This is a genomic window from Streptomyces olivochromogenes (assembly GCF_001514115.1).
Taxonomy (GTDB): Bacteria; Actinomycetota; Actinomycetes; order Streptomycetales; family Streptomycetaceae; genus Streptomyces; species Streptomyces olivochromogenes.
Genome location: NZ_KQ948464.1, coordinates 74,866 through 93,413 on the forward strand (window position 1 = coordinate 74,866; position 18,548 = coordinate 93,413).

The 18,548-nt window shown below is 71.6% G+C and carries 19 protein-coding genes; 13 read left to right on the plus strand and 6 right to left on the minus strand.

Annotated features, from left to right (window positions below):
• Positions 1-53 precede the first annotated feature (53 nt).
• Positions 54-428 (plus strand): roadblock/LC7 domain-containing protein, encoded by a 375-nt coding sequence (locus AQJ27_RS31985; protein WP_054231414.1) that lies wholly within the window; start codon positions 54-56, stop codon positions 426-428.
• Positions 429-452: 24 nt separating this feature from the next.
• Here the strand turns inward: AQJ27_RS31985 and AQJ27_RS31990 are convergent, their stop codons facing one another.
• From AQJ27_RS31990 to AQJ27_RS32000, 3 genes are all read right to left on the minus strand, one after another.
• Positions 453-1,022 (minus strand): hypothetical protein, encoded by a 570-nt coding sequence (locus AQJ27_RS31990; protein WP_067376116.1) that lies wholly within the window; start codon positions 1,020-1,022, stop codon positions 453-455.
• A gap of 104 nt (positions 1,023-1,126) precedes the next feature.
• Positions 1,127-2,005, minus strand: a complete 879-nt coding sequence (locus AQJ27_RS31995) for a MurR/RpiR family transcriptional regulator (RefSeq protein ID WP_067376522.1) — start codon at positions 2,003-2,005, stop codon at positions 1,127-1,129.
• A gap of 68 nt (positions 2,006-2,073) precedes the next feature.
• Positions 2,074-3,768 carry an aromatic amino acid ammonia-lyase gene (locus tag AQJ27_RS32000; protein ID WP_067376119.1) on the minus strand — a complete coding sequence of 565 codons (1,695 nt, stop codon included), beginning with the start codon at positions 3,766-3,768 and terminating at the stop codon, positions 2,074-2,076.
• 142 nt (positions 3,769-3,910) lie between these two features.
• Between AQJ27_RS32000 and AQJ27_RS32005 the strand changes: the two genes are divergently transcribed.
• Genes AQJ27_RS32005 through AQJ27_RS32020 form a run of 4 tightly spaced genes read left to right on the plus strand, consistent with a single transcriptional unit; the run spans position 3,911 to position 7,260 of the window.
• Positions 3,911-4,966: an ABC transporter ATP-binding protein gene (locus tag AQJ27_RS32005; protein ID WP_067376121.1), complete on the plus strand. Its 1,056-nt coding sequence runs from the start codon at positions 3,911-3,913 to the stop codon at positions 4,964-4,966.
• Positions 4,963-5,604, plus strand: a complete 642-nt coding sequence (locus AQJ27_RS32010; protein ID WP_067376123.1) for an ABC transporter permease — start codon at positions 4,963-4,965, stop codon at positions 5,602-5,604. Before AQJ27_RS32005 ends, AQJ27_RS32010 begins: the two co-directional genes overlap by 4 nt.
• 1 nt (position 5,605) lies before the next feature.
• Positions 5,606-6,313 carry an ABC transporter permease gene (locus AQJ27_RS32015; RefSeq protein WP_067376125.1) on the plus strand — a complete coding sequence of 236 codons (708 nt, stop codon included), beginning with the start codon at positions 5,606-5,608 and terminating at the stop codon, positions 6,311-6,313.
• Positions 6,314-6,327: 14 nt separating this feature from the next.
• Positions 6,328-7,260, plus strand: coding sequence for an ABC transporter substrate-binding protein (locus tag AQJ27_RS32020; RefSeq protein WP_067376126.1), 933 nt, complete (start codon positions 6,328-6,330; stop codon positions 7,258-7,260).
• Positions 7,261-7,932: 672 nt separating this feature from the next.
• On the opposite strand, the gene AQJ27_RS32025 is transcribed toward AQJ27_RS32020, so the two are convergent.
• Positions 7,933-8,937, minus strand: coding sequence for a LacI family DNA-binding transcriptional regulator (locus tag AQJ27_RS32025; RefSeq protein ID WP_067376127.1), 1,005 nt, complete (start codon positions 8,935-8,937; stop codon positions 7,933-7,935).
• Between the two features lie 186 nt (positions 8,938-9,123).
• Between AQJ27_RS32025 and AQJ27_RS32030 the strand changes: the two genes are divergently transcribed.
• From AQJ27_RS32030 to AQJ27_RS32045, 4 genes are all read left to right on the plus strand, one after another.
• Complete coding sequence (locus tag AQJ27_RS32030) at positions 9,124-10,023, plus strand: amidohydrolase family protein (RefSeq protein WP_067376128.1); 900 nt, start codon at positions 9,124-9,126, stop codon at positions 10,021-10,023.
• A complete protein-coding gene (locus AQJ27_RS32035; protein WP_067376130.1) occupies positions 10,020-10,532 on the plus strand; it encodes a cysteine dioxygenase in 513 nt (170 codons plus the stop codon). The genes AQJ27_RS32030 and AQJ27_RS32035 overlap by 4 nt, the downstream gene beginning before the upstream one ends.
• Before the next feature lie 132 nt (positions 10,533-10,664).
• Complete coding sequence (locus tag AQJ27_RS32040) at positions 10,665-11,330, plus strand: carbonic anhydrase (RefSeq protein ID WP_067376132.1); 666 nt, start codon at positions 10,665-10,667, stop codon at positions 11,328-11,330.
• 153 nt (positions 11,331-11,483) lie between these two features.
• Positions 11,484-11,921, plus strand: coding sequence for a hypothetical protein (locus AQJ27_RS32045; RefSeq protein WP_067376134.1), 438 nt, complete (start codon positions 11,484-11,486; stop codon positions 11,919-11,921).
• Positions 11,922-12,382: 461 nt separating this feature from the next.
• Here the strand turns inward: AQJ27_RS32045 and AQJ27_RS32050 are convergent, their stop codons facing one another.
• On the minus strand, positions 12,383-13,777 hold the full coding sequence (locus AQJ27_RS32050) for a cystathionine beta-synthase (RefSeq protein WP_054237278.1): 1,395 nt from the start codon (positions 13,775-13,777) through the stop codon (positions 12,383-12,385).
• Positions 13,778-13,920: 143 nt separating this feature from the next.
• On the opposite strand from AQJ27_RS32050, the gene AQJ27_RS32055 reads away from it, so the two are divergent.
• The 3 genes from AQJ27_RS32055 (at position 13,921) to AQJ27_RS32065 (ending at position 17,776) form a co-directional block, all read left to right on the plus strand.
• Positions 13,921-14,946: an SGNH/GDSL hydrolase family protein gene (locus tag AQJ27_RS32055; protein WP_201264373.1), complete on the plus strand. Its 1,026-nt coding sequence runs from the start codon at positions 13,921-13,923 to the stop codon at positions 14,944-14,946.
• A gap of 529 nt (positions 14,947-15,475) precedes the next feature.
• Positions 15,476-16,696, plus strand: coding sequence for an acetyl-CoA C-acetyltransferase (locus AQJ27_RS32060; protein ID WP_054237276.1), 1,221 nt, complete (start codon positions 15,476-15,478; stop codon positions 16,694-16,696).
• 294 nt (positions 16,697-16,990) lie between these two features.
• A complete protein-coding gene (locus tag AQJ27_RS32065) occupies positions 16,991-17,776 on the plus strand; it encodes a hypothetical protein (RefSeq protein ID WP_067376138.1) in 786 nt (261 codons plus the stop codon).
• A gap of 67 nt (positions 17,777-17,843) precedes the next feature.
• On the opposite strand, the gene AQJ27_RS32070 is transcribed toward AQJ27_RS32065, so the two are convergent.
• On the minus strand, positions 17,844-18,155 hold the full coding sequence (locus AQJ27_RS32070) for a hypothetical protein (RefSeq protein WP_079065410.1): 312 nt from the start codon (positions 18,153-18,155) through the stop codon (positions 17,844-17,846).
• Between the two features lie 103 nt (positions 18,156-18,258).
• On the opposite strand from AQJ27_RS32070, the gene AQJ27_RS32075 reads away from it, so the two are divergent.
• Positions 18,259-18,489: a DUF4287 domain-containing protein gene (locus AQJ27_RS32075; protein WP_054237274.1), complete on the plus strand. Its 231-nt coding sequence runs from the start codon at positions 18,259-18,261 to the stop codon at positions 18,487-18,489.
• Positions 18,490-18,548 lie beyond the last annotated feature (59 nt).

Sequence of the window (18,548 nt, forward strand, 5' to 3'; positions counted from 1 at the left end):
GCCGAAGTCGGGCCGAAAAGTCGGACCGACAAGCCGAAAGGAAGAACCACACCATGACCAACACCGAAACCGCGCTGAAGGAAGCACTCGCCTCCATCGAAGGCGCGACCGGAGCCGCCCTCGTCGACTACACCAGCGGAATGGCGCTGGGCACGATCGGCGGCAGCAAGGGCTTCGACCTCACCGTGGCGGCGGCGGGCAACACCGACGTGGTCCGCGCCAAGATCCGCACCATGGAGCACCTCGGGCTGAAGGGCGAGATCGAGGACATCCTGATCACGCTGTCCGACCAGTACCACCTGATCCGGCTGATCAAGGGGCGTGGCGGCAACGGGCTCTTCCTGTACCTGGTGCTCGACGCCAAACGGTCCAACCTGGCGATGGCCCGGCACCAGTTGAAGAGGATCGAGGCGGACCTCGAGGTGTAGCGACCTCCCTGTCGCCGCCTCGGGTCAGCGGCGTCGCGCTCCGCCGGGCGCGGCGTCGCCGGCCGCCACTCCGGTGGCCCGGCAGGCCTTGACCGGCTTTCCGGCGGGAGCCCCGGCGCGTCGGCCGAGCCAGTCGACGCGCACCCAGATCAGCGCCTCCTCGGCGCGTTCCCGGCGCCCGAGCCAGCCGGCCTTGAGCCACAGCCCGACGCCCGCACCGGCGAGCAGCATGCCGCCCGCGGCGGGCACCGCGAAGGAGCTGCCGAGCGCGGCCACGAAGGCGAGCAGCAGCCACCGACGATGGCCCCGGCGCCAGTTGCGTACCGTCACGGCCCGGTCCTGGAGCACGTCCTGCTTGCTCGCGCGTGCGGCCGAGCGGACGAGTGCGGCGTACCGCTTCCTGCGGGTGTACGCCACCACGACGGCCGCGAGGATGAACAGCGCGGCCCCGGCCATGACCCCGATCCGGCGTCCGGTCAGCCCCGGCAACAGCACCCCGATACCCGCCGCGAACACACCGAACCACCACAGTGGTGCCGCCCCGGCTCTCACCACGACGGCCACCCGAGCCAGCCCCTGCCCTCCGCGCGCCACGTTCTCCGCCTCCCGTGCTTGCCTCTTCAGCGTCTTTGGGCGGGCACGCTAACGAGCGAAGGTGAGACGAGTCTGAGAAGCGGGGCCGCTCCACCGAACCGTGACTACTCCACGAACAGGCCCCTGGCCGCCGCCCGCGCGTCGAACTCCTCCAGCCGCGTCTGGGCGTCCGGGATGTCGTCGCACATCGCCTCCAGCAGGACGCGCCCGAGGAGCATCGGGGAGCAGGCCGTGTCGAAAGCGAGCCCGGTGCCGACGGCGGCGGGCAGGAGGAGGTCCGAGACCTTGGCGACCGGCGCGAACGCGGAGTCCGCGACCGTCACCACCGTCAGCCCGGCCTCCTTGGCATAGGCGAGCGAGTCCACGACCTCGCGCGGGTGGCGGGGCAGCGCGAAGCAGAGCAGGGCGGTGGCTCCGGCGTGGACGGCCGCGTCGATGCGGTCGTGCAGCATGGTGCCGCCCTCGTGCAGCAGCCGTACGTCCGGGTGGACCTTGGCGGCGAAGTACGCGAAGCCGTACGCCTGGGAGGCGGCGGCGCGCAGTCCGAGCACCGGGAGCGGACGGGAGGCGGCGAGCAGCCGCCCCGCGCGCTGCACCGGGCGCGGGTCGGCGAGCACCTCGGCGAGGTGCCTCAGGTTCTCGATCTCGGCCTCGACGGCCTGCTGGTACTCGTTGTACGAGCCCGGGGCCGCCGTCTGTTCGGTGGGTGCGACCTCGCGCAGGTGCTTGCGCAGCGCCGGATAGCCGTCGAAGCCGAGCGCGACCGCGAAGCGGGTGACGGAGGGCTGGCTGACCCCGGCGAGTTCGGCGAGTTCGACGCTGGAGAGGAACGGCACGTCGGCGGCGCTGCGCACCATGCTGTGCGCGATGCGCCGTTGGGTGGGCGTCAGCCGGTGCCCCTCGAAGAGCGCCTGCAGGCGCCCGGCGGGACTGTCCATCACGCTCTCGTCGGCTTTGACGTCGGCTTTCACATCGGCCTTCATGCCGGCCTTCACATCGGCCCTCACGCCGGCTTTCGCCTCCGCGCTCACGTCCGTGCTCCTGTCCACGCTCATGACTCGCTCCCCCTCCAGATGTCCGTGAACCGGTCGAGCAGCGCGGCCGCCGCCGTCACGTCGTCCGTCAGCGGCCGGTCGGTCTGGTCCAGGCCGAGCACGGACTCGGCCAGTTCCATCGCCCGTCCGACCGGCAGCTCCGGGTCGGGCCGCAGATCGCGCTGGCGCAGCGCCCGTACGGCGGAGACCAGTTCGCAGCCCACGACGAGACGGTAGGCACCGCACGCCCGCAGTGTCTGCCGTGCGGCGAGCGAGGCGAAGCTCGCCTGTTCCTCGACGCCCCGGGAGAGTACAGCGTGGCCGAGCGAGGCGGGCGCGGAGAAGGCACGCAGGTCGCCGAGGGCGGCGGCTGCGGCGTACTCCAGGATCATCACGCCGGAGGACGCGGGCTCGTGGTCGGCGAGGAAGGGGCGCAGGCGGGTGTAGGCGGGTTCGTTGAGGGTGGAGAGCCGGGAGGTCGACAGCCGCGCCACCTGTGTGACGGCGAGCCTGAAATGGTCGAGGGCTAGGGCGAGTTGGGCCTGGTAGAAGCCGCCGTGGTGGTACGCGGCCATGTCCTCGGGCGAGATGAGGGGGTTCTCGGCGGCGGCGTTGATCTCGACGACCAGGACGCCTTCGAGGGCGTCCGCGGCGTCCTGCGCGGGCCCGTGGATCTGCGGGACGCACCGGAAGCCGTACGGGTCCTGGATCCGCCCGAGCGGCGGGGTGGGCCGGTCCGCCGCTCCGATCAACTCCCGCATCCGGCGCGCGACTTCGGCCGAGCCCTTGTGCGGGCGCGCGGCGTGCACGGGCGCCGCGTACGCCTCGTGCGATCCGTCGACGGCCAGCAGGGACAGCGCGGCGACGACCTGGGTGGCCTCGATCAGTCCCCGCAGCTCGTCCAGGGCGAGCGCGGACTGCCCGAGGGTGAGGGCGTTGCTGCTGATGAGGGCGAGGGCGTCGTTGTTGTCGAGGGGCTGGGGTTCGGGGGGCAGGCCCTGCCCGACGGACGACACCTCCTCCCCGAAGGACGTCACCCTCTCCCCGAGACCGAGCGGCGACGGCCCCTGGGTCTGGCCCGACGGAGCCTGCCCTCGGGCCTGGACCGACGGAGCCTGCCCCTGGGCCTGGACCGACGGAGCCTGCGCCTGGGGCGGCGCACCCTGCTCCGGCCCCCGCCAGGGATGCTCCCCCACCAGCGCAAGGCCCACCTGGGCCAGCGCCGCGATGTCCCCCGTACCCACCGACCCGAACTCGTTCACGACCGGGTACGCGCCGGTCTCCAGGGCCTCGCACAGAGCCGTGACGACGGTGGGCCGCAGGCCCGCTCCGCCCGCCAGGAGCTGGTTGGCGCGGACGGCGAGCATGGCCCGGACCTGGCGGGCGGGCAGCTCCTCGCCGATGGCACCGGCGTGGCTGCGCAGCAGGCGCAGCCCGTGCTCGGCGGCGGCCTCGGTCGGCACGTCCTCGTTCCGGTTGGCGCCGACGCCGGTCGAGCGTCCGTAGACGCGACCGGTGGCGGCGATCTGCCGGGCGGCGTCCCAGGACTGCTCGACGCGCTTCATCGCCTCGGTGCCGGGAACGGGCCGGGCGGCCCCGTCGGCGAGCCGCACGATGTCGGTGACACCGGTGCTGCACCCGTCGAGCACCACGAGACCGGCGGTGAGGCCGGCCACCACCGCACTCGACGTGTCCGCATTCCGAGACGACATAGAGCAAAAACTCCCCTCAATCCAGACATTGGATCTTGCCTGGTGGCCATAAGTAACCAGCGATTAACACCGGACCGTTGACAACCTATTCAGGTACAGAGAACTCTGCATGACGATATGCAGACCGGGCAAGGGACACCTCATGATCCAGTTCGACACGGTCCACAAGCGCTTCCCGAACGGCACCACCGCAGTCCACGACCTCTCTCTGGAGATGCCGGAAGGCGGCGTGACCGTCCTCGTCGGATCCTCCGGTTGCGGTAAGACCACCACCCTCCGGATGATCAACCGGATGGTCGATCCGACCTCCGGCACCATCCGCGTCGGCGGCAAGGACGTCCTCGAACAGGACGCGGCCGAACTGCGCCGCTCCATCGGGTACGTCATCCAGCAGGCCGGCCTCTTCCCGCACCGCACCGTGCTCGACAACATCGCCACCGTGCCGCTGCTGCTGGGCTGGGGCCGCAAGAAGGCCAGGGCGCGGGCGGCCGAGCTCCTGGAGACCGTCGGCCTCGCCGCCGACGCCGGCAAGCGCTACCCGCACCAGCTCTCCGGCGGCCAGCAGCAGCGCGTCGGCGTGGCCCGCGCGCTCGCCGCCGACCCGCCCGTCCTGCTCATGGACGAGCCCTTCGGCGCGGTCGACCCGGTCGTGCGCACCCAGCTCCAGGACGAACTGCTCCGCCTCCAGAAGGAGCTCAGCAAGACCATCGTCTTCGTCACCCACGACATCGACGAGGCCGTCCGGCTCGGCGACCAGATCGCGATCTTCCGCACCGGCGGCCATCTGGTGCAGTGCGCGACCCCGGCCGACCTGCTCGCCCGCCCCGCGGACGACTTCGTCGCCGACTTCCTCGGCGCCGAGCGGGGCCTGAAGCTCCTCTCGCTCCAGCACCTCGCCGACGTACCGCAGGGCCCGGCCCCCGAGGGCGGCGCCTGGACCCTCGTCCTCGACGAGGCCCGCAAGCCGCGGCACTGGCGCGCGACGGCGGACGACGCCGAACTCCCCGTACGGCCGCTCAAGGACACCGACTCCCTGCTGGCGGCGCTCAACGAGTCCATCGCCTCGCCCAACGGACTGGTGGCACGTGTAGACGCCGAGGGCGTGCTCACCGGCGTCACCTCCCGCGACGACATCCACGAGCACGCGAGCAAGACGCACGGGCACGGCACCCACGGCACCGCGAGCGTGGCGATATGACCGTCGACTGGTCCTGGATAGGCGACCACACCCACGACCTCACCTCCCTCGCCCTCTCCCACCTCCAGGCCGCGCTGCTGGCCGTCTTCTTCGGGCTGCTGATCTCCCTCCCGCTGGCCGTCGTGGCCCACCGGGTGCGCGCCCTGCGCGGCGTGTTCCTCGGCCTCTCGAACGTCCTCTTCACGATCCCGTCGATCGCGATCTTCGTCCTCCTGCTCCCGGTGAGCGGCCTGACCCGCACCACCACGGTCATCGGCCTGACGGTCTACACCCTGGTCGTCCTGCTCCGGAACACGGTCGAGGGCCTCGACTCGGTCCCCGTGAAGACCAAGGAGGCCGCCAAGGCGATGGGCACCCGCCCGCTGCGGACCCTGCTCACCGTCGAACTCCCGCTCGCCCTCCCCGTGATCATGGCGGGCGTGCGGATCGCGACGGTCATGTCGATCTCCCTGGTCTCCGTCGCGACCTACATCGGCGACGGCGGACTCGGCCAGCTCTTCACGGACGGCTTCCAGCGCAACTTCCCGACGCCGGTGATCGTCGGCGTGGTCCTGACCCTGCTGCTCGCGCTGGTCGCGGACGCGCTGCTGGTCGCGGTCCAGTACGTACTCACTCCGTGGACGAGGCGGCGAGCCTGACATGTACGAACTCTTCAAGAACCTCGCCAAGTGGCTGGTCAGCGGCGACCAGTGGGCCGGCACCGACGGCATCGCGCACCGGATCGCCGAGCACCTGGAGTACTCGCTCCTCGCCACCCTCATCGCGGCCGCGATCGCGCTCCCGCTCGGCCTGCTGATCGGTCACACCGGCAAGGGCGCCTTCCTCGCCATCAACCTGTCCTCCTTCGGCCGGGCGCTGCCGACCGTGGGCCTGGTCGTCCTGGTCTTCCTGGTCAGCGGCCTGTCGCTGTGGTCGGTGTACGTGGCCCTGGTCGTCCTCGCGGTACCGGCCATCGTCACCAACACCTACGCCGGCATGAGCGCCGTCGACCCGGAGGTGAAGGACGCGGCGCGGGGCCAGGGCATGCGCGGCCACCAGGTCCTGTTCCAGGTCGAGATCCCGCTCGCCCTTCCCCTGATCATGACGGGCCTGCGCCTCTCCCTCATCCAGGTGGTGTCCACCGCCACGATCGCCGCGTACGTCAGCTTCGGCGGCCTCGGCCGGTACGTCTTCGACGGCCTGGCGCAGCGCGATCTCGTCCAGGTCCTCGGCGGGGCGGCGCTGGTCGCGATCGTCGCCGTCGTGCTCGACCTCGCGCTGGCCGGACTCCAGCGCTACCTGTTCCTCCCCCACTCTCGACTGCGCTCGAGCGGGCGGGACCCCCATCGCCGTACCGCCGCCCACTGAGGAGCCGAAGAACCATGAACCGTAGGACTCTGCTCGGCGGCCTCTTCGCCGCGGCCTCCGTCCCCGCCCTGGCCGCCTGCAGCAGCGGCATCACCTCGCTGGACAGTTCCGGCGGCGGCAGCGGCGGCGGCTCCGGATCCAGCGCCGGCGGCCTGACCATCGGCACCGCCAACTTCAGCGAGAACCAGATCCTCGGCTACCTGTACGCGGGTGTCCTGGGCGCCGCGGGCATCAAGACGAAGGTCCGCCCCAACCTCGGCTCACGCGAGATCGTCGTGCCCGCGCTGGAGGGCGGCGACATCGACCTCCTCCCCGAATACCAGGGCAGCCTGCTCCTGTACCTGGACGACAAGGCCACGGACACCGAGGCCGGGGCGATGCAGAACACGCTGACGACCGTGCTCCCCGGCGGCCTGGAAGTCCTCCCCTACGCGGCGGCCGAGGACCGCGACAGCTTCGCCGTCACCAAGGAGACGGCGGCCAAGTACGGTCTGACCTCCCTCGCCGACCTGCGCAAGGCCAACGGCAAACTGGTCCTGGGTGCCGCCGCCGAGATGAAGAAGCGGGTCGTCGGTGTCGTGGGCCTCAAGGACCGCTACGGGGTGGAGTTCAAGGAGTTCAAGTCCCTCGACTCCTCGGGCCCGTTGGTCAAGGGCGCGCTGAAGAAGGGCGACATCGACGTCGCCAACGTCTTCACCACGGACGTGGACGTCATCGAGAACGGCTGGGTCGTCCTCACCGACCCCCTCAACCTGATCCCCTCCCAGCACATCGTCCCCCTCATCGCCTCCCGCAAGGCCGACGCGAAGGTCCGCAAGGCCCTGGCCACCCTCGGCAACGTCCTCACCTCCGAGGAGCTGACCAAGCTCAACCGCCTGGTGGACAAGGAGAAGAAGGACCCGGACGCGGTCGCCAACACCTGGCTGAAGAGCAAGAAACTGGCGTGATCCCCTCCTTCGGGGCTGCGCCCCGGACCCACTGGGTGGTTCGTCGGCTGCCGCCCGGCGGGGGCTGGTCGCGCAGTTCCCCGCGCCCCTAAAGACCCCGGGCCGACCAGCCTTCCAGAGCGAGGCCGGGAGCTGGGGCTGCGCCCCAGACCCACTGGGTGGTTCTTCGGCTGCCGCCCGGCGGGGGCTGGTCGCGCAGTTCCCCGCGCCCCTGAAAACCCCGGGCCGACCGGCGTTCCGGAGCGAGGCCGGGAGCTGGGGCTGCGCCCCGGACCCAGTGGGTGGTTCTTCGGCTGCCGCCCGGCGGGGGCTGGTCGCGCAGTTCCCCGCGCCCCTGAAAACCCCGGGCCGACCGGCGTTCCGGAGCGAGGCCGGGAGCTGGGGCTGCGCCCCGGACCCAGTGGGTGTGTTCGGCTGCGGGTGCGTGGGGGCTGGTCGCGCAGTTCCCCGCGCCCCTAGAAGCCTTGGGCCGACCGGCGTTCCGGGGCGGGGCGGGAGGTCGTGGCTCTCTTGCGCCGGCCCGCATCTTCAGCCCGTCCGGCGTTTGAGGACGAGGCCGTTCAGGCCGTGCGGGGGTCCAGGGGGCGCAGCGCCCCTGGCGGGGGTCTGGGGGCGGAGCCCCCAGGTAGGGATGGGACGGGTAGGGGCGGCGGGGGCGAGAACCCTGTGGGGCTATACCCGAACCGCTGAGCCCCGTTCGCTCATCCTCGGCGCGCACAGGATCCGCTTCTTCCGGACCCGCTTCCCCTCGATCGCCGCGACCGTCAGGCGTGCCGCCTCCGCGGCGATCTCCGGGAGACCCCAGTCCACCGTGGTCAGCGGCGGGGTGAGGACCCGCGACACGGGGTGGTCGTCGAAGCCGACCACCGAGACGTCCCGGCCGACGGACAGCGAGGCCTCGGCGGCGGCGGCGTACACCCCGTACGCCAGCGAGTCGGAGAAGCAGAAGACGGCGGTCGCGGGCCGGGGCCCGTCCAGAAGGCGTCGGGCGACGACCGTGGCCTCGCCCAACTCCTGCGGGCACGGAACCAGTTCGGCACGCAGCCCGAGCCGTTCGGCGGCCTCGCGGACGTACACGTCGGCGGGCCGGTCGGGCGTACTCGGCCGGGTCGGGGTCAGCACGGTCACCCGACGATGGCCGAGCCCGTACAGATATTCCAGGACGGAGTCGATGCCGGCCCGGTTGTCGAAGATGACCTGCCCGGCGGTACGGGCCGCGCTGAGCGAGTCCCCGACGGCCACCACCGGCAACGCGTCGGCGATCGCCGCCCACCCCTCGGCCGAGGGATTCACCGGCGACACCAGCAACGCGTCGACACGCTGGTCGCGCAGCTGCTTGGCGAGCTTCAGCTCACGGTCGGGGTCACCGCCCGCGTCGAGGATCAGCGCGTAACGGTCGCCGGCCAGCAGCTCCCGGCCGATGGCGGCCATCAGCTGCTGCTGCCAGAGGTCCTGGAGGTCGCCCGCGAGGACACCGACCATGCTGGTGCGCCCGCTGGCGAGGGCGCGGGCGATGGGGTCGGCCTCGTAGCCGAGCTCGGCGGCGGCCTTGCGCACCCGCTCCTCCGTCTCCTTCGAGACGTGCTTGCCACGCAGGGCGTAGGAGACGGCGGCGGTGGAGAGACCAGTGGCCTCGGCCACCTCCCGGAGGGTGGTGCGCTTATTGGGCCTGGCCATGCCGGGAAGCCTACCGGGACACGTCCACATCGTGGGCATGCGACGCCCTCCACCCCAGGGACGCATGGTTGACAGAAAGGCTTGTTAACCGTTTAAGTTAACCGCATAAGTGAAGCGGTTAACCAAGCTCAGACCAGTCAGCCCACCCCATCCCTCCCCGAAGACCGAGGACCCGAGGACCGCCGCGTGCCCACCGACGTCCACCAGCACATCTGGCCGCCCGCCTTCGTCGAGCTGCTGCGCGCCCGCACCGCACCGCCGTACCTCGACGGCTGGACCCTGCACCTGACGGGCGAGCCGCCGTACGAGGTCGACCCGGCCGACCACGACGTCGCGGCCCGCACCGCACTCGCCCACGCCGACGGCCTGGACCTGGCCCTGGTCTCCCTCTCCAGCCCGCTCGGCATCGAACACCTGCCGCCCGCCGAGGCCGCCCCGCTGCTCGCCGCCTTCCACGACGGCGCCCTCGCGCTCCCGGCCCCCTTCGGCGTCTGGGCCTCGCCCTGCCTGTCGGAACCGGACACAGCCCCGGACGCGGTCGAGCGCGAACTCCGCCGGGGCTGCGCAGGCCTCCAACTCCCCGCCACCGCCCTGCTGGACGCGGCCGGCTGGGACTTCTGCGCACCCCTCCTCGACGTCCTCACCCGCCACGACAGGCCGCTGTTCGTCCACCCGGGCACGGCCCCGCCCACTCCCGACACCCCGCCCTGGTGGCCCGCGCTGGTCCCGTACGTCCACCAGATGCACGCGTCCTGGTTCGCCTTCCGTGCCTTCGGCCGCGCCCGTCACCCCCGTCTGCGCGTCTGCTTCGCCGCCCTCGCGGGGCTCGCCCCGCTGCACGGCGAACGGTTCGCGGCGCGCGGCGGCGGGCGCGGCGAGGTCGACTTCGACGCCTTCTACGAGACCTCGTCGTACGGGACGCGTGCCGTGGACGCGCTCGTGCGGGCCGTCGGCATCGACGTGGTCGTCAGCGGCAGCGACCGCCCCTACGCCTCCCCCACCGTCCCCGACCTCGGCGCGGCCGCCGCCGTCCACGCCCTGCGCACCGTCAACCCCGCCCGCCTCCTGAAGGGAGCCACCCCATGACGTACGAGGCCCTGCCGGACCGCACGCTCGACAAGCGCGAGCTCCAGGCCCTCGTCGACGACCTCGCCATCCGCCCCGAACTCTGGCGCGAACAGGTCGCGTTCTCCGACGAGGAGCGGCACTACGCGTCGCTGTACCGCGACGAGTACGTCGACGTCTGGCTGCTGTGCTGGACCCGGCGCAACGACACCGGCTGGCACGACCACGACATCTCCTCCGGCGCGGTCGGGGTCGTGCAGGGCGCGTTGACCGAGGCCAACCCGCGCATCGGCGGCAGCCATCTGTCCGTCACCGTCGGCGCGGGCGAGTCCTTCTGCTTCGGCCCCGAGCACATCCACCGTCTGACCGGCGCCACCGACGACGCGGTGTCGATCCACGCGTACTCGCCTCCGCTGTGGCGCCTGGGCCAGTACGACATCACCGAGGACGGTCTGATGCGCCGGATCTCCGTCTCGTACGCGGACGAGCTGCGGCCCCTGGACCTTCCCGTGGACAGCTCCGCCGCCTGATCAAGGGGCGGTATCGCGGCAGCGATGATCCGACGACGATTCGACCAAGGATCACTAAATCGACACTCAGGGTGAGTGCGCGTGTGCGTACGGTGATTGAGCGTTTACAGGCACAACTCCTGAGGGAGCGTCATGCCCCCGAACCGCAGGGCCTTTCTGGCGGCGACCACCGCCTCCGTACTCACCACCACCGCGTCGACTCCGGCCGTCGCCGCGCCCCGCTCCCGGCCGGCGACCGCCCGCGCGGCGCTCGACGAACTCCTCGCGGGCAACCGGCGGTACGCCGCCGGGCGGCCCCGCCATCCGCACGAGGAGCGCGCCCGGCGGCATGTCCTCGCCGCCGGGCAGCACCCGTTCGCGGTCGTCGTCGGCTGCATCGACTCCCGCGTCCCGCCCGAGCTGGTCTTCGACCAGGGGATCGGGGACCTGCTCTGCATAAGGACCGCCGGGCAGGTGCTCGACGAGGCGGTCCTCGCATCCGTCCAGTACGGGGTGGAGGAGCTGGGCGTTCCCCTCGTGCTGGTGCTGGGGCACGAGCGTTGCGGGGCCGTCGCGGCGACGCTCGAACACCTCCGTACGGGGGCACCCGTGCCCGGCCATCTCGCCCTTCTGGTGGACGAGATCACGCCCGCGGCGCTCCGCACCCGGGCGGTGCCCGGGGACTGGGCCGACCACACCGTGCGGGCGCACGCGGCCTGGGTCCGGGACGCGATCCGGGCGGACCCGGCCTTCACCGCGGCGCACGTGGCCGCCGCACGCTTCGACCTCGACTCGAGCCTGGTCACTCTCCTCCCCTAGGGTCCGTCCGGCGGATGTCGGCCTCACGGCGGTCGAGGCGACCGGCGCGCTCGGGGTACCGGCCCGGGCTGCGCCCCTGGGGGGTGCAGCCCAGCCCCAACCGGGGGGCTATCCCCAGTGCGACGGGGGCCGTCGCTCCCTAACGTGAACACCATGACCGGTAGGGAAGCGGGCGGCGACGCCGAACTGAAGAAGGAACTCGACGCCACCCTGCACGCGCGCAGGGAGTTGGGCGAGGAGTACGAGTCCGCGCTCGTCGACTCGTTCCTGGAGAAGGTCGAACAGCGTGTCGACGGCGCGGTGGACCGCCGGGTGCGGCGGCAGCTGGCCGAGCAGCAGATGGTGGTGGCCCGCGGTTCGCGCTCCCCGCAGGGGGCGACCGACTCGTGGGGGGAGCGCTTCGGTTTCGGGATCGTGTCGCTGGTCCTGGCGGTCCCGCTGTCCGCGATCGGCGGCGGCGTGGCGCAGCTGTCCGGCCTGTTGGTCGCCTGGGTCGGCATCGTGGGCGTCAACGTGGTCCAGGCCGCGCGCGTCACCCCGAACTTCTTCGGCCGCCGCGGGGGCAAGTCGGACTCCGACTGGGAGGACTAGGCGAGCGAGGAGCGTCGGTACGTCGCGGCGTACACACGGGAAGGGCCCGGCACCTGACTGGTGCCGGGCCCTTCTCACGTGTTGCGCGGAGACCGCCGCACCCCCGTTACCGGGGGGCGGGACGACGGCGGTCCCCGCGAGGGACGCGTGCCGGGTCAGGGCCGGGCTTGCGCGTCCGTGGCGTCCATGGAGGTCCGGGAGCCGCTCCGGAGGTCCTTGGCGCCGTTTTGGCGTCGGCCGGGGCGGGGAGCCGCTCCCGCCCTGCCGACACCCACTAATGTGCCGGACCCGTGTTAAGCGGGTGCTGCGCGGACGTGACGCGCTCGTACCACTTCCGCGAAGTTCCCTGCCGAAAGGCAGGAAGATCCCCCTCAGGAGGGGAACTTCAGGAAATATCCTCCTGCCACCTGCGGAAATCGCCCCGACCGGCGCCTTCTTGCCCGCGGGCGGCCCGTCGGCACCTACTGCTTGGCGCCGCCCTTGGCGAGGAAGGACAGCAGGTCCTGGCGGCTGACGACACCGGTGGGCTTGCCCTCGACGAGCACGATCGCCGCGTCGGCGCTGCCGAGCACGGACATCAGGTCGCCGACCGGTTCGCCGGAGCCGACCTGCGGCAGCGGCGCCGACATGTGCTTCTCCAGCGGGTCCTGCAACGAGGCGCGCTGGGTGAACAGGGCGTCGAGCAGCTCCCGTTCCACGACGGACCCGACGACCTCGGCGGCCATCACGTCCGGGTGACCGGCGCCCGGCTTGACGATCGGCATCTGCGAGACGCCGTACTCGCGCAGCACCTCGATGGCCTCGCCGACCGTCTCGTCCGGGTGCATGTGGACGAGGGAGGGGATGGCGCCGGACACCTTGTCGTTGAGCACGTCCGCGACGCGCGCGCTCGGGCCGGAGTCCTCCAGGAACCCGTAGTCGGCCATCCACTCGTCGTTGAAGATCTTGCTGAGGTAACCGCGCCCGCTGTCGGGAAGGAGCACGACCACGACGTCGTCGGGTCCGAGCCGCTCGGCCACCCGCAGCGCGGCGACCACGGCCATCCCGCAGGAGCCGCCGACGAGCAGCCCCTCCTCCTTCGCGAGCCGGCGCGTCATCTGGAAGGAGTCCTTGTCGGACACGGCCACGATCTCGTCCGCGACCGTACGGTCGTACGCCGTCGGCCAGAAGTCCTCACCGACGCCCTCGACGAGGTACGGCCGCCCGGACCCGCCGGAGTACACGGACCCCTCCGGGTCGGCGCCGACGACCTTGACCTTGCCGTCGCTCGCGTCCTTCAGATAGCGCCCGGTCCCGGAGATCGTGCCGCCGGTGCCGACGCCCGCCACGAAATGGGTGATCCTCCCCTCCGTCTGCTCCCACAGCTCGGGGCCGGTGGAGTGATAGTGCGAGAGGGGGTTGTTCGGGTTGGAGTACTGGTCGGGCTTCCAGGCGCCGGGCGTCTCACGGACCAGCCGGTCGGAGACGTTGTAGTACGAGTCCGGGTGCTCCGGGTCGACGGCCGTGGGGCAGACGACGACCTCGGCGCCGTACGCCCGCAGCACGTTGATCTTGTCAGTGCTCACCTTGTCGGGGCAGACGAAGATGCACTTGTAGCCCTTCTGCTGGGCCACGATGGCCAGCCCGACCCCGGTGTTTCCGCTGGTGGGCTCGACGATCGTGCCGCCGGGCTTGAGGGCGCCGCTCTCCTCCGCGGCCTCGATCATGCGCAGGGCGATGCGGTCCTTCACGGACCCGCCGGGGTTGAAGTACTCAACCTTCGCCAGGACGGTCGCCTGGATACCTGCGGTCACGTTGTTGAGCCTCACCAGCGGGGTGTTGCCGACGAGGCTGATCATCGAGTCGTGGAATTGCACCGTTGTCTCCGGAGCTGCGTTTTAACAGGAATGGTCCCGTCAGCCTAAGGCCCTGGGTGACGGTTCACTCGCCGTTGAGATTGGCCGACCCGCTCCACGGGGCAAGCAGTGTTTGTACGGCTACGAGGAGGTGGCGGCGACGTATGTCGAGCTTGTCGAGGGCGAGGGTGGCACGGCGGATCGCGGCGGGCGCGGCGTACGGCGGCGGCGGGATCGGGCTGGTGGGTGCCGCGGCGGTCGGGGTGGTGCTGGCGGAGGTACAGCTGGCGAAGCGCCATGTGGGCAACGGGCACGCGCACGCGCCCCGCGCGGACGGTCTCTACGGGTACGCGTACGCCGTGCAGGACGGGCCGCCGCTGCGGCTGACCATGCTGGGTGACTCGACGGCGGCCGGGCAGGGCGTGCACCGGGCCCGCCAGACGCCCGGCGCGCTGCTGGCGTCCGGGCTCGCGGCGGTCGCCGAACGCCCCGTGGAGATGTGGAACGTCGCGCTGCCCGGCGCCCAGTCCGACGACCTCGACCGGCAGGTCGCGGTCGCCCTCGCGGACACCTCGCGGGTGCCGGACGTCTGCGTGATCATGATCGGCGCCAACGATGTCACCCACCGGATGCCGCCGACGCGGTCGGTCCGCCATCTGTCGGCCGCGGTGCGACGGCTGCGTACGGCGGGGGCGGAGGTGGTCGTCGGGACCTGCCCCGACCTGGGCACGGTGGAGCAGGTCCAGCAGCCGCTGCGCTGGCTGGCCCGCCGCGCCTCGCGCCAGCTCGCCGCCGCGCAGACCATCGGCACGGTCGAGCAGGGCGGCCGTACCGTCTCGCTGGGCGACCTGCTGGGACCCGAGTTCGAGGCGAATCCGCGCGAGCTGTTCGGCCCCGACAACTACCACCCCTCGGCGGAGGGGTACGCGACGGCGGCGATGGCCGTGCTGCCCACCGTCTGCGCGGCGCTGGGCCTCTGGCCGGCCGAGGAGGAACGCCCGGACGTCTCGCGTCGCGAGGGCTTCCTGCCGGTCGCACGGGCCGCGGCGGAGGCGGCGTCCGAGCCGGGCACGGAGGTCACGGCCGCCATGCCCACGGGGCCGCGGGGTCCTTGGGCCCTTCTCAAGCGCCGTCGGCGGCGGCGCGTCCCCGCCACGGATCCGGCTCCCGCGCCGACGCCGTCCGCGTGAGACGCCCGCTGCGGGCGCGGGGCTGTGTTCGCCCGCTGCGGGCGCCGGGTGCGTTCGCTCGCTGCGGGCGCGTGGGTGTGGTCGCTCGCTGCGGGCGCGTGGGTGTGGTCGCTCGCTGCGGGCGCGTGGGGGGCTGGGCGCGCAGTTCCCCGCGCCCCTGGGCCGGGGCTGCGCCCCGAATCCCCGGCGCCCGGCTTTCCTCGGCTGCCGGACGGTGGGGGCTGGGCGCGCAGTTCCCCGCGCCCCTGGGCCGGGGCTGCGCCCCGGTTCGCCGCGGACCTGGGGCGGGGCTGTGCCCCGGATTGCCGCGGCCCTGGGGCGGGGCTGTGCCCCGGATTGCCGCGCCGCTGGGTCGGGGCTGTGTCCCGGATTGCCGCGCTGCTGGATGTCTCCAGCAATCGAGGTGAGGAAAGCAAGCGCTTAGAAATGCGGTCCTAGTCACACCGTCGGAGCGGTGACCCGGGCGGTACGGGCGGGTAACTTCCCAAGCAGCCCTGCCTGTCCACCCCATAGCGCCCATGGAGCCGTGATGCCCGAAGCCGTGATCGTCTCGACCGCCCGTTCCCCCATCGGCCGCGCTTTCAAGGGCTCCCTCAAGGACCTCCGCCCGGACGACCTCACCGCCACGATCATTCAGGCCGCCCTCGCCAAGGTCCCCGAGCTGGACCCCAAGGACATCGACGACCTGATGCTCGGCTGCGGCCTCCCCGGCGGCGAGCAGGGCAACAACCTCGGCCGCATCGTCGCCGTGCAGATGGGCATGGACCACCTCCCGGGCTGCACCATCACCCGTTACTGTTCCTCGTCCCTCCAGACGAGCCGCATGGCCCTGCACGCCATCAAGGCCGGCGAGGGCGACGTCTTCATCTCGGCCGGCGTCGAGCTGGTCTCCCGCTTCACCAAGGGCAACTCCGACTCCCTCCCCGACACGCGCAACCCCTTCTTCGCGGAGGCCGAGGCCCGCACCGAGGCCGTGGCCCAGTCCGAGGGCTCGACCTGGCACGACCCGCGCGAGGACGGCCTCGTCCCGGACGCCTACATCGCGATGGGCCAGACCGCCGAGAACCTCGCCCGCATCAAGGGCGTCACCCGCCAGGACATGGACGAGTTCGGCGTCCGCTCCCAGAACCTCGCCGAGGAAGCCATCAAGAACGGCTTCTGGGAGCGGGAGATCACCCCGGTCACCACCCCCGACGGCACGGTCGTCAGCAAGGACGACGGCCCGCGCGCGGGCGTGACACTGGAGGGCGTCCAGGGCCTCAAGCCCGTCTTCCGCCCCGACGGCATGGTCACGGCCGGCAACTGCTGCCCCCTCAACGACGGCGCCGCCGCCCTCGTGATCATGTCCGACACGAAGGCCCGCGAGCTCGGCCTCACCCCGCTCGCCCGCATCGTCTCGACCGGCGTCACCGGCCTCTCCCCCGAGATCATGGGCCTCGGCCCGGTGGAGGCCAGCAAGCAGGCCCTCCAGCGCGCCGGCCTGACCGTCGACGACATCGACCTCTTCGAGATCAACGAGGCCTTCGCCGCCCAGGTGATCCCCTCCTACCGCGACCTGAACATCCCGCTGGACAAGCTGAACGTGAACGGCGGCGCCATCGCCGTCGGCCACCCCTTCGGCATGACCGGCGCCCGCATCACCGGCACGCTCATCAACTCCCTCCAGTTCCACGACAAGCAGTTCGGCCTGGAGACGATGTGCGTGGGCGGCGGCCAGGGCATGGCGATGGTCATCGAGCGCCTCAGCTAGTTCCGTTGGTTCCGTACGGGTGACCAACGCTGAGCCCAGCGTGACCGAATCGGCCCAGAGCCCAGTAACCACCGGGACTCTGGGCCGATTTGTGATCCAATCCCCCCCAAGATGTGACCTATCTCCCCCTGGAGAGCGATTTACGCAGGTCAGAGCCGCTGCACGACTAAACCCCGGGGCCAAAGTCCTGTCCTATTCGTGACGTTACGCACTGACAGCAGGATGGTTTGCCCTTCAAGCTGATGTAGGAAGTCGGGGGGTCGACTTTGAACCGGGAGTACGTCAGTGAGCGCCATGCCAATTGCTTTGCTGCTCACCACCGCCGCGACCGCGGCCGTGGGCGTCGCCGTTCTGCGCACCCTGCAGGGTCTGCGCCGGCAGGTAGCGGCCCTGCACAACGAGCTGGCCGAGAGCCGCGCCACGGCCCTCACGCACGGCCTCGTACCGGCGGCGCGCTCGGCCGCGGACACGGACGACATACGCGCTGCCGTCGCCGAGGCGCTCGCCGAGGAGCGGGAGCGGGAGCTCGCCGAGGCACGGGCGTTCTGGGCCGCCCAGGAGGCGCGTGACGCCTCGGACGCGCCCTCGCTGCTCGGTCTGCCCGACAGCGAACTGTTCATGCCCCGCGAGTCGGACTTCTTGAGCCTGGAGCCCCTGGAGCCGGTCTCCGAGGCGGCCCTCGACGCCGACGAGTACGCGGGTGACTCGCCCGAACTGGCCGCGGCCCGCCGCCGTCACCCCTCGCACCCGGACTTCGTCCCGGTCCAGTCACCCGTCGTGAACGACCACGAGCGCACGGTCTCCTGCCTGGAGGAGCTCGCCGAGTCCCGCACGGAGCTGGCGGACGTCCGTCCCGGCCCGCTCGGCACCCTCGACGTCTACGTCTTCGCCGACGGTACGACCCTGTGCATGACCCCCGGCCACCGCGAGACCGCGGAACGGCTGGCCGCGGCTCTGCGGGCCGGTGAGACCCCGGTCCTCCTCGGCGGCTCCGGCATCTCCGGCGCCTACGCCCTGACCTTCGCCTGCGGCGAGGAGAGCGTCTACATCCTGGCGGACAGGGTCATAGCGTCCCTGTAAGTCCCTGCAGTAAGTGGCTGCAGTAAGTGCCTGCAGTAAGTGCCCGCGGCAAGTCGCTGCACCGGCGTCACACCCCGGCTCTCTTCTGCGCCTCCTCCACCAGCATCAACGCCTCCGCGAGCTCCCCCTCGTCCCTCAGGACGACCGCCAAATCATGCGCCGCGACGGTGATTTGATCGGCGACGGCGAACATCCCCGCGTCCGGCATCTCCAAGGGCTCAGCCGCGGGGTCCTCCACACGCTGCGCCCACCGTGCCAACTCCCTGGCCAGCCCCAGCGCCTCCGCGGCGGCCCCCCGTTGCAGCCGGCTCTGCGGCGCGGCCCGCAACCGGTCGGCGAAGTGGTCCACGGCTCGGGTCAGCGGCGTCGTATCAAGCACGCCGCGAGACTACGCGCCGCGACGGGACTGTTGCCAACAACCGAACCCTCAGGCACCGTGGCGTGAAGGACCGGCTTACACCCCATTGCGTCCGGAGGCGCCGATGTCCCAAGTGTTCTCCCAGGAGACCCACCGCAATCTGCTCGCCCGCATTCCCCACTGCACCGGTCGTGAAGTGTCCGACTGGCTGCGCACCGTCGACGAAGGCCCCGCCCTCTTCCGCTTCGAGGAGAAGGTCAGCTGGCTCCGCGCCGAGCACAATCTCGCGTACGGCCATGCCAAGGCGATCATTCATGAGTACGACTTGAGGAGGGCCGCGCGCAAACTGCTCTGAGCGCGCACCACCACCAGGACCAGGCATCCCCATGGCAAAGGGCCCGCGAACCGTCGGTT

What these genes read in the sequence shown, in the direction of transcription:
- AQJ27_RS31995 (WP_067376522.1), bottom strand. Translation starts at nt 2,005, where the DNA reads ATGAAGGCCGATGTGAAAGCCGACGTCAAAGCCGACGAGAGCGTGATG.
- AQJ27_RS32010 (WP_067376123.1), top strand. Translation starts at nt 4,963, where the DNA reads ATGACCGTCGACTGGTCCTGGATAGGCGACCACACCCACGACCTCACC.
- AQJ27_RS32045 (WP_067376134.1), top strand. Translation starts at nt 11,484, where the DNA reads ATGACCGGTAGGGAAGCGGGCGGCGACGCCGAACTGAAGAAGGAACTC.
- AQJ27_RS31985 (WP_054231414.1), top strand. Translation starts at nt 54, where the DNA reads ATGACCAACACCGAAACCGCGCTGAAGGAAGCACTCGCCTCCATCGAA.
- AQJ27_RS32065 (WP_067376138.1), top strand. Translation starts at nt 16,991, where the DNA reads ATGCCAATTGCTTTGCTGCTCACCACCGCCGCGACCGCGGCCGTGGGC.
- AQJ27_RS32020 (WP_067376126.1), top strand. Translation starts at nt 6,328, where the DNA reads ATGAACCGTAGGACTCTGCTCGGCGGCCTCTTCGCCGCGGCCTCCGTC.
- AQJ27_RS32000 (WP_067376119.1), bottom strand. Translation starts at nt 3,768, where the DNA reads ATGTCGTCTCGGAATGCGGACACGTCGAGTGCGGTGGTGGCCGGCCTC.
- AQJ27_RS32035 (WP_067376130.1), top strand. Translation starts at nt 10,020, where the DNA reads ATGACGTACGAGGCCCTGCCGGACCGCACGCTCGACAAGCGCGAGCTC.
- AQJ27_RS32075 (WP_054237274.1), top strand. Translation starts at nt 18,259, where the DNA reads ATGTCCCAAGTGTTCTCCCAGGAGACCCACCGCAATCTGCTCGCCCGC.
- AQJ27_RS32025 (WP_067376127.1), bottom strand. Translation starts at nt 8,937, where the DNA reads ATGGCCAGGCCCAATAAGCGCACCACCCTCCGGGAGGTGGCCGAGGCC.
- AQJ27_RS32005 (WP_067376121.1), top strand. Translation starts at nt 3,911, where the DNA reads ATGATCCAGTTCGACACGGTCCACAAGCGCTTCCCGAACGGCACCACC.
- AQJ27_RS32060 (WP_054237276.1), top strand. Translation starts at nt 15,476, where the DNA reads ATGCCCGAAGCCGTGATCGTCTCGACCGCCCGTTCCCCCATCGGCCGC.
- AQJ27_RS32015 (WP_067376125.1), top strand. Translation starts at nt 5,606, where the DNA reads ATGTACGAACTCTTCAAGAACCTCGCCAAGTGGCTGGTCAGCGGCGAC.
- AQJ27_RS32040 (WP_067376132.1), top strand. Translation starts at nt 10,665, where the DNA reads ATGCCCCCGAACCGCAGGGCCTTTCTGGCGGCGACCACCGCCTCCGTA.
- AQJ27_RS32055 (WP_201264373.1), top strand. Translation starts at nt 13,921, where the DNA reads ATGTCGAGCTTGTCGAGGGCGAGGGTGGCACGGCGGATCGCGGCGGGC.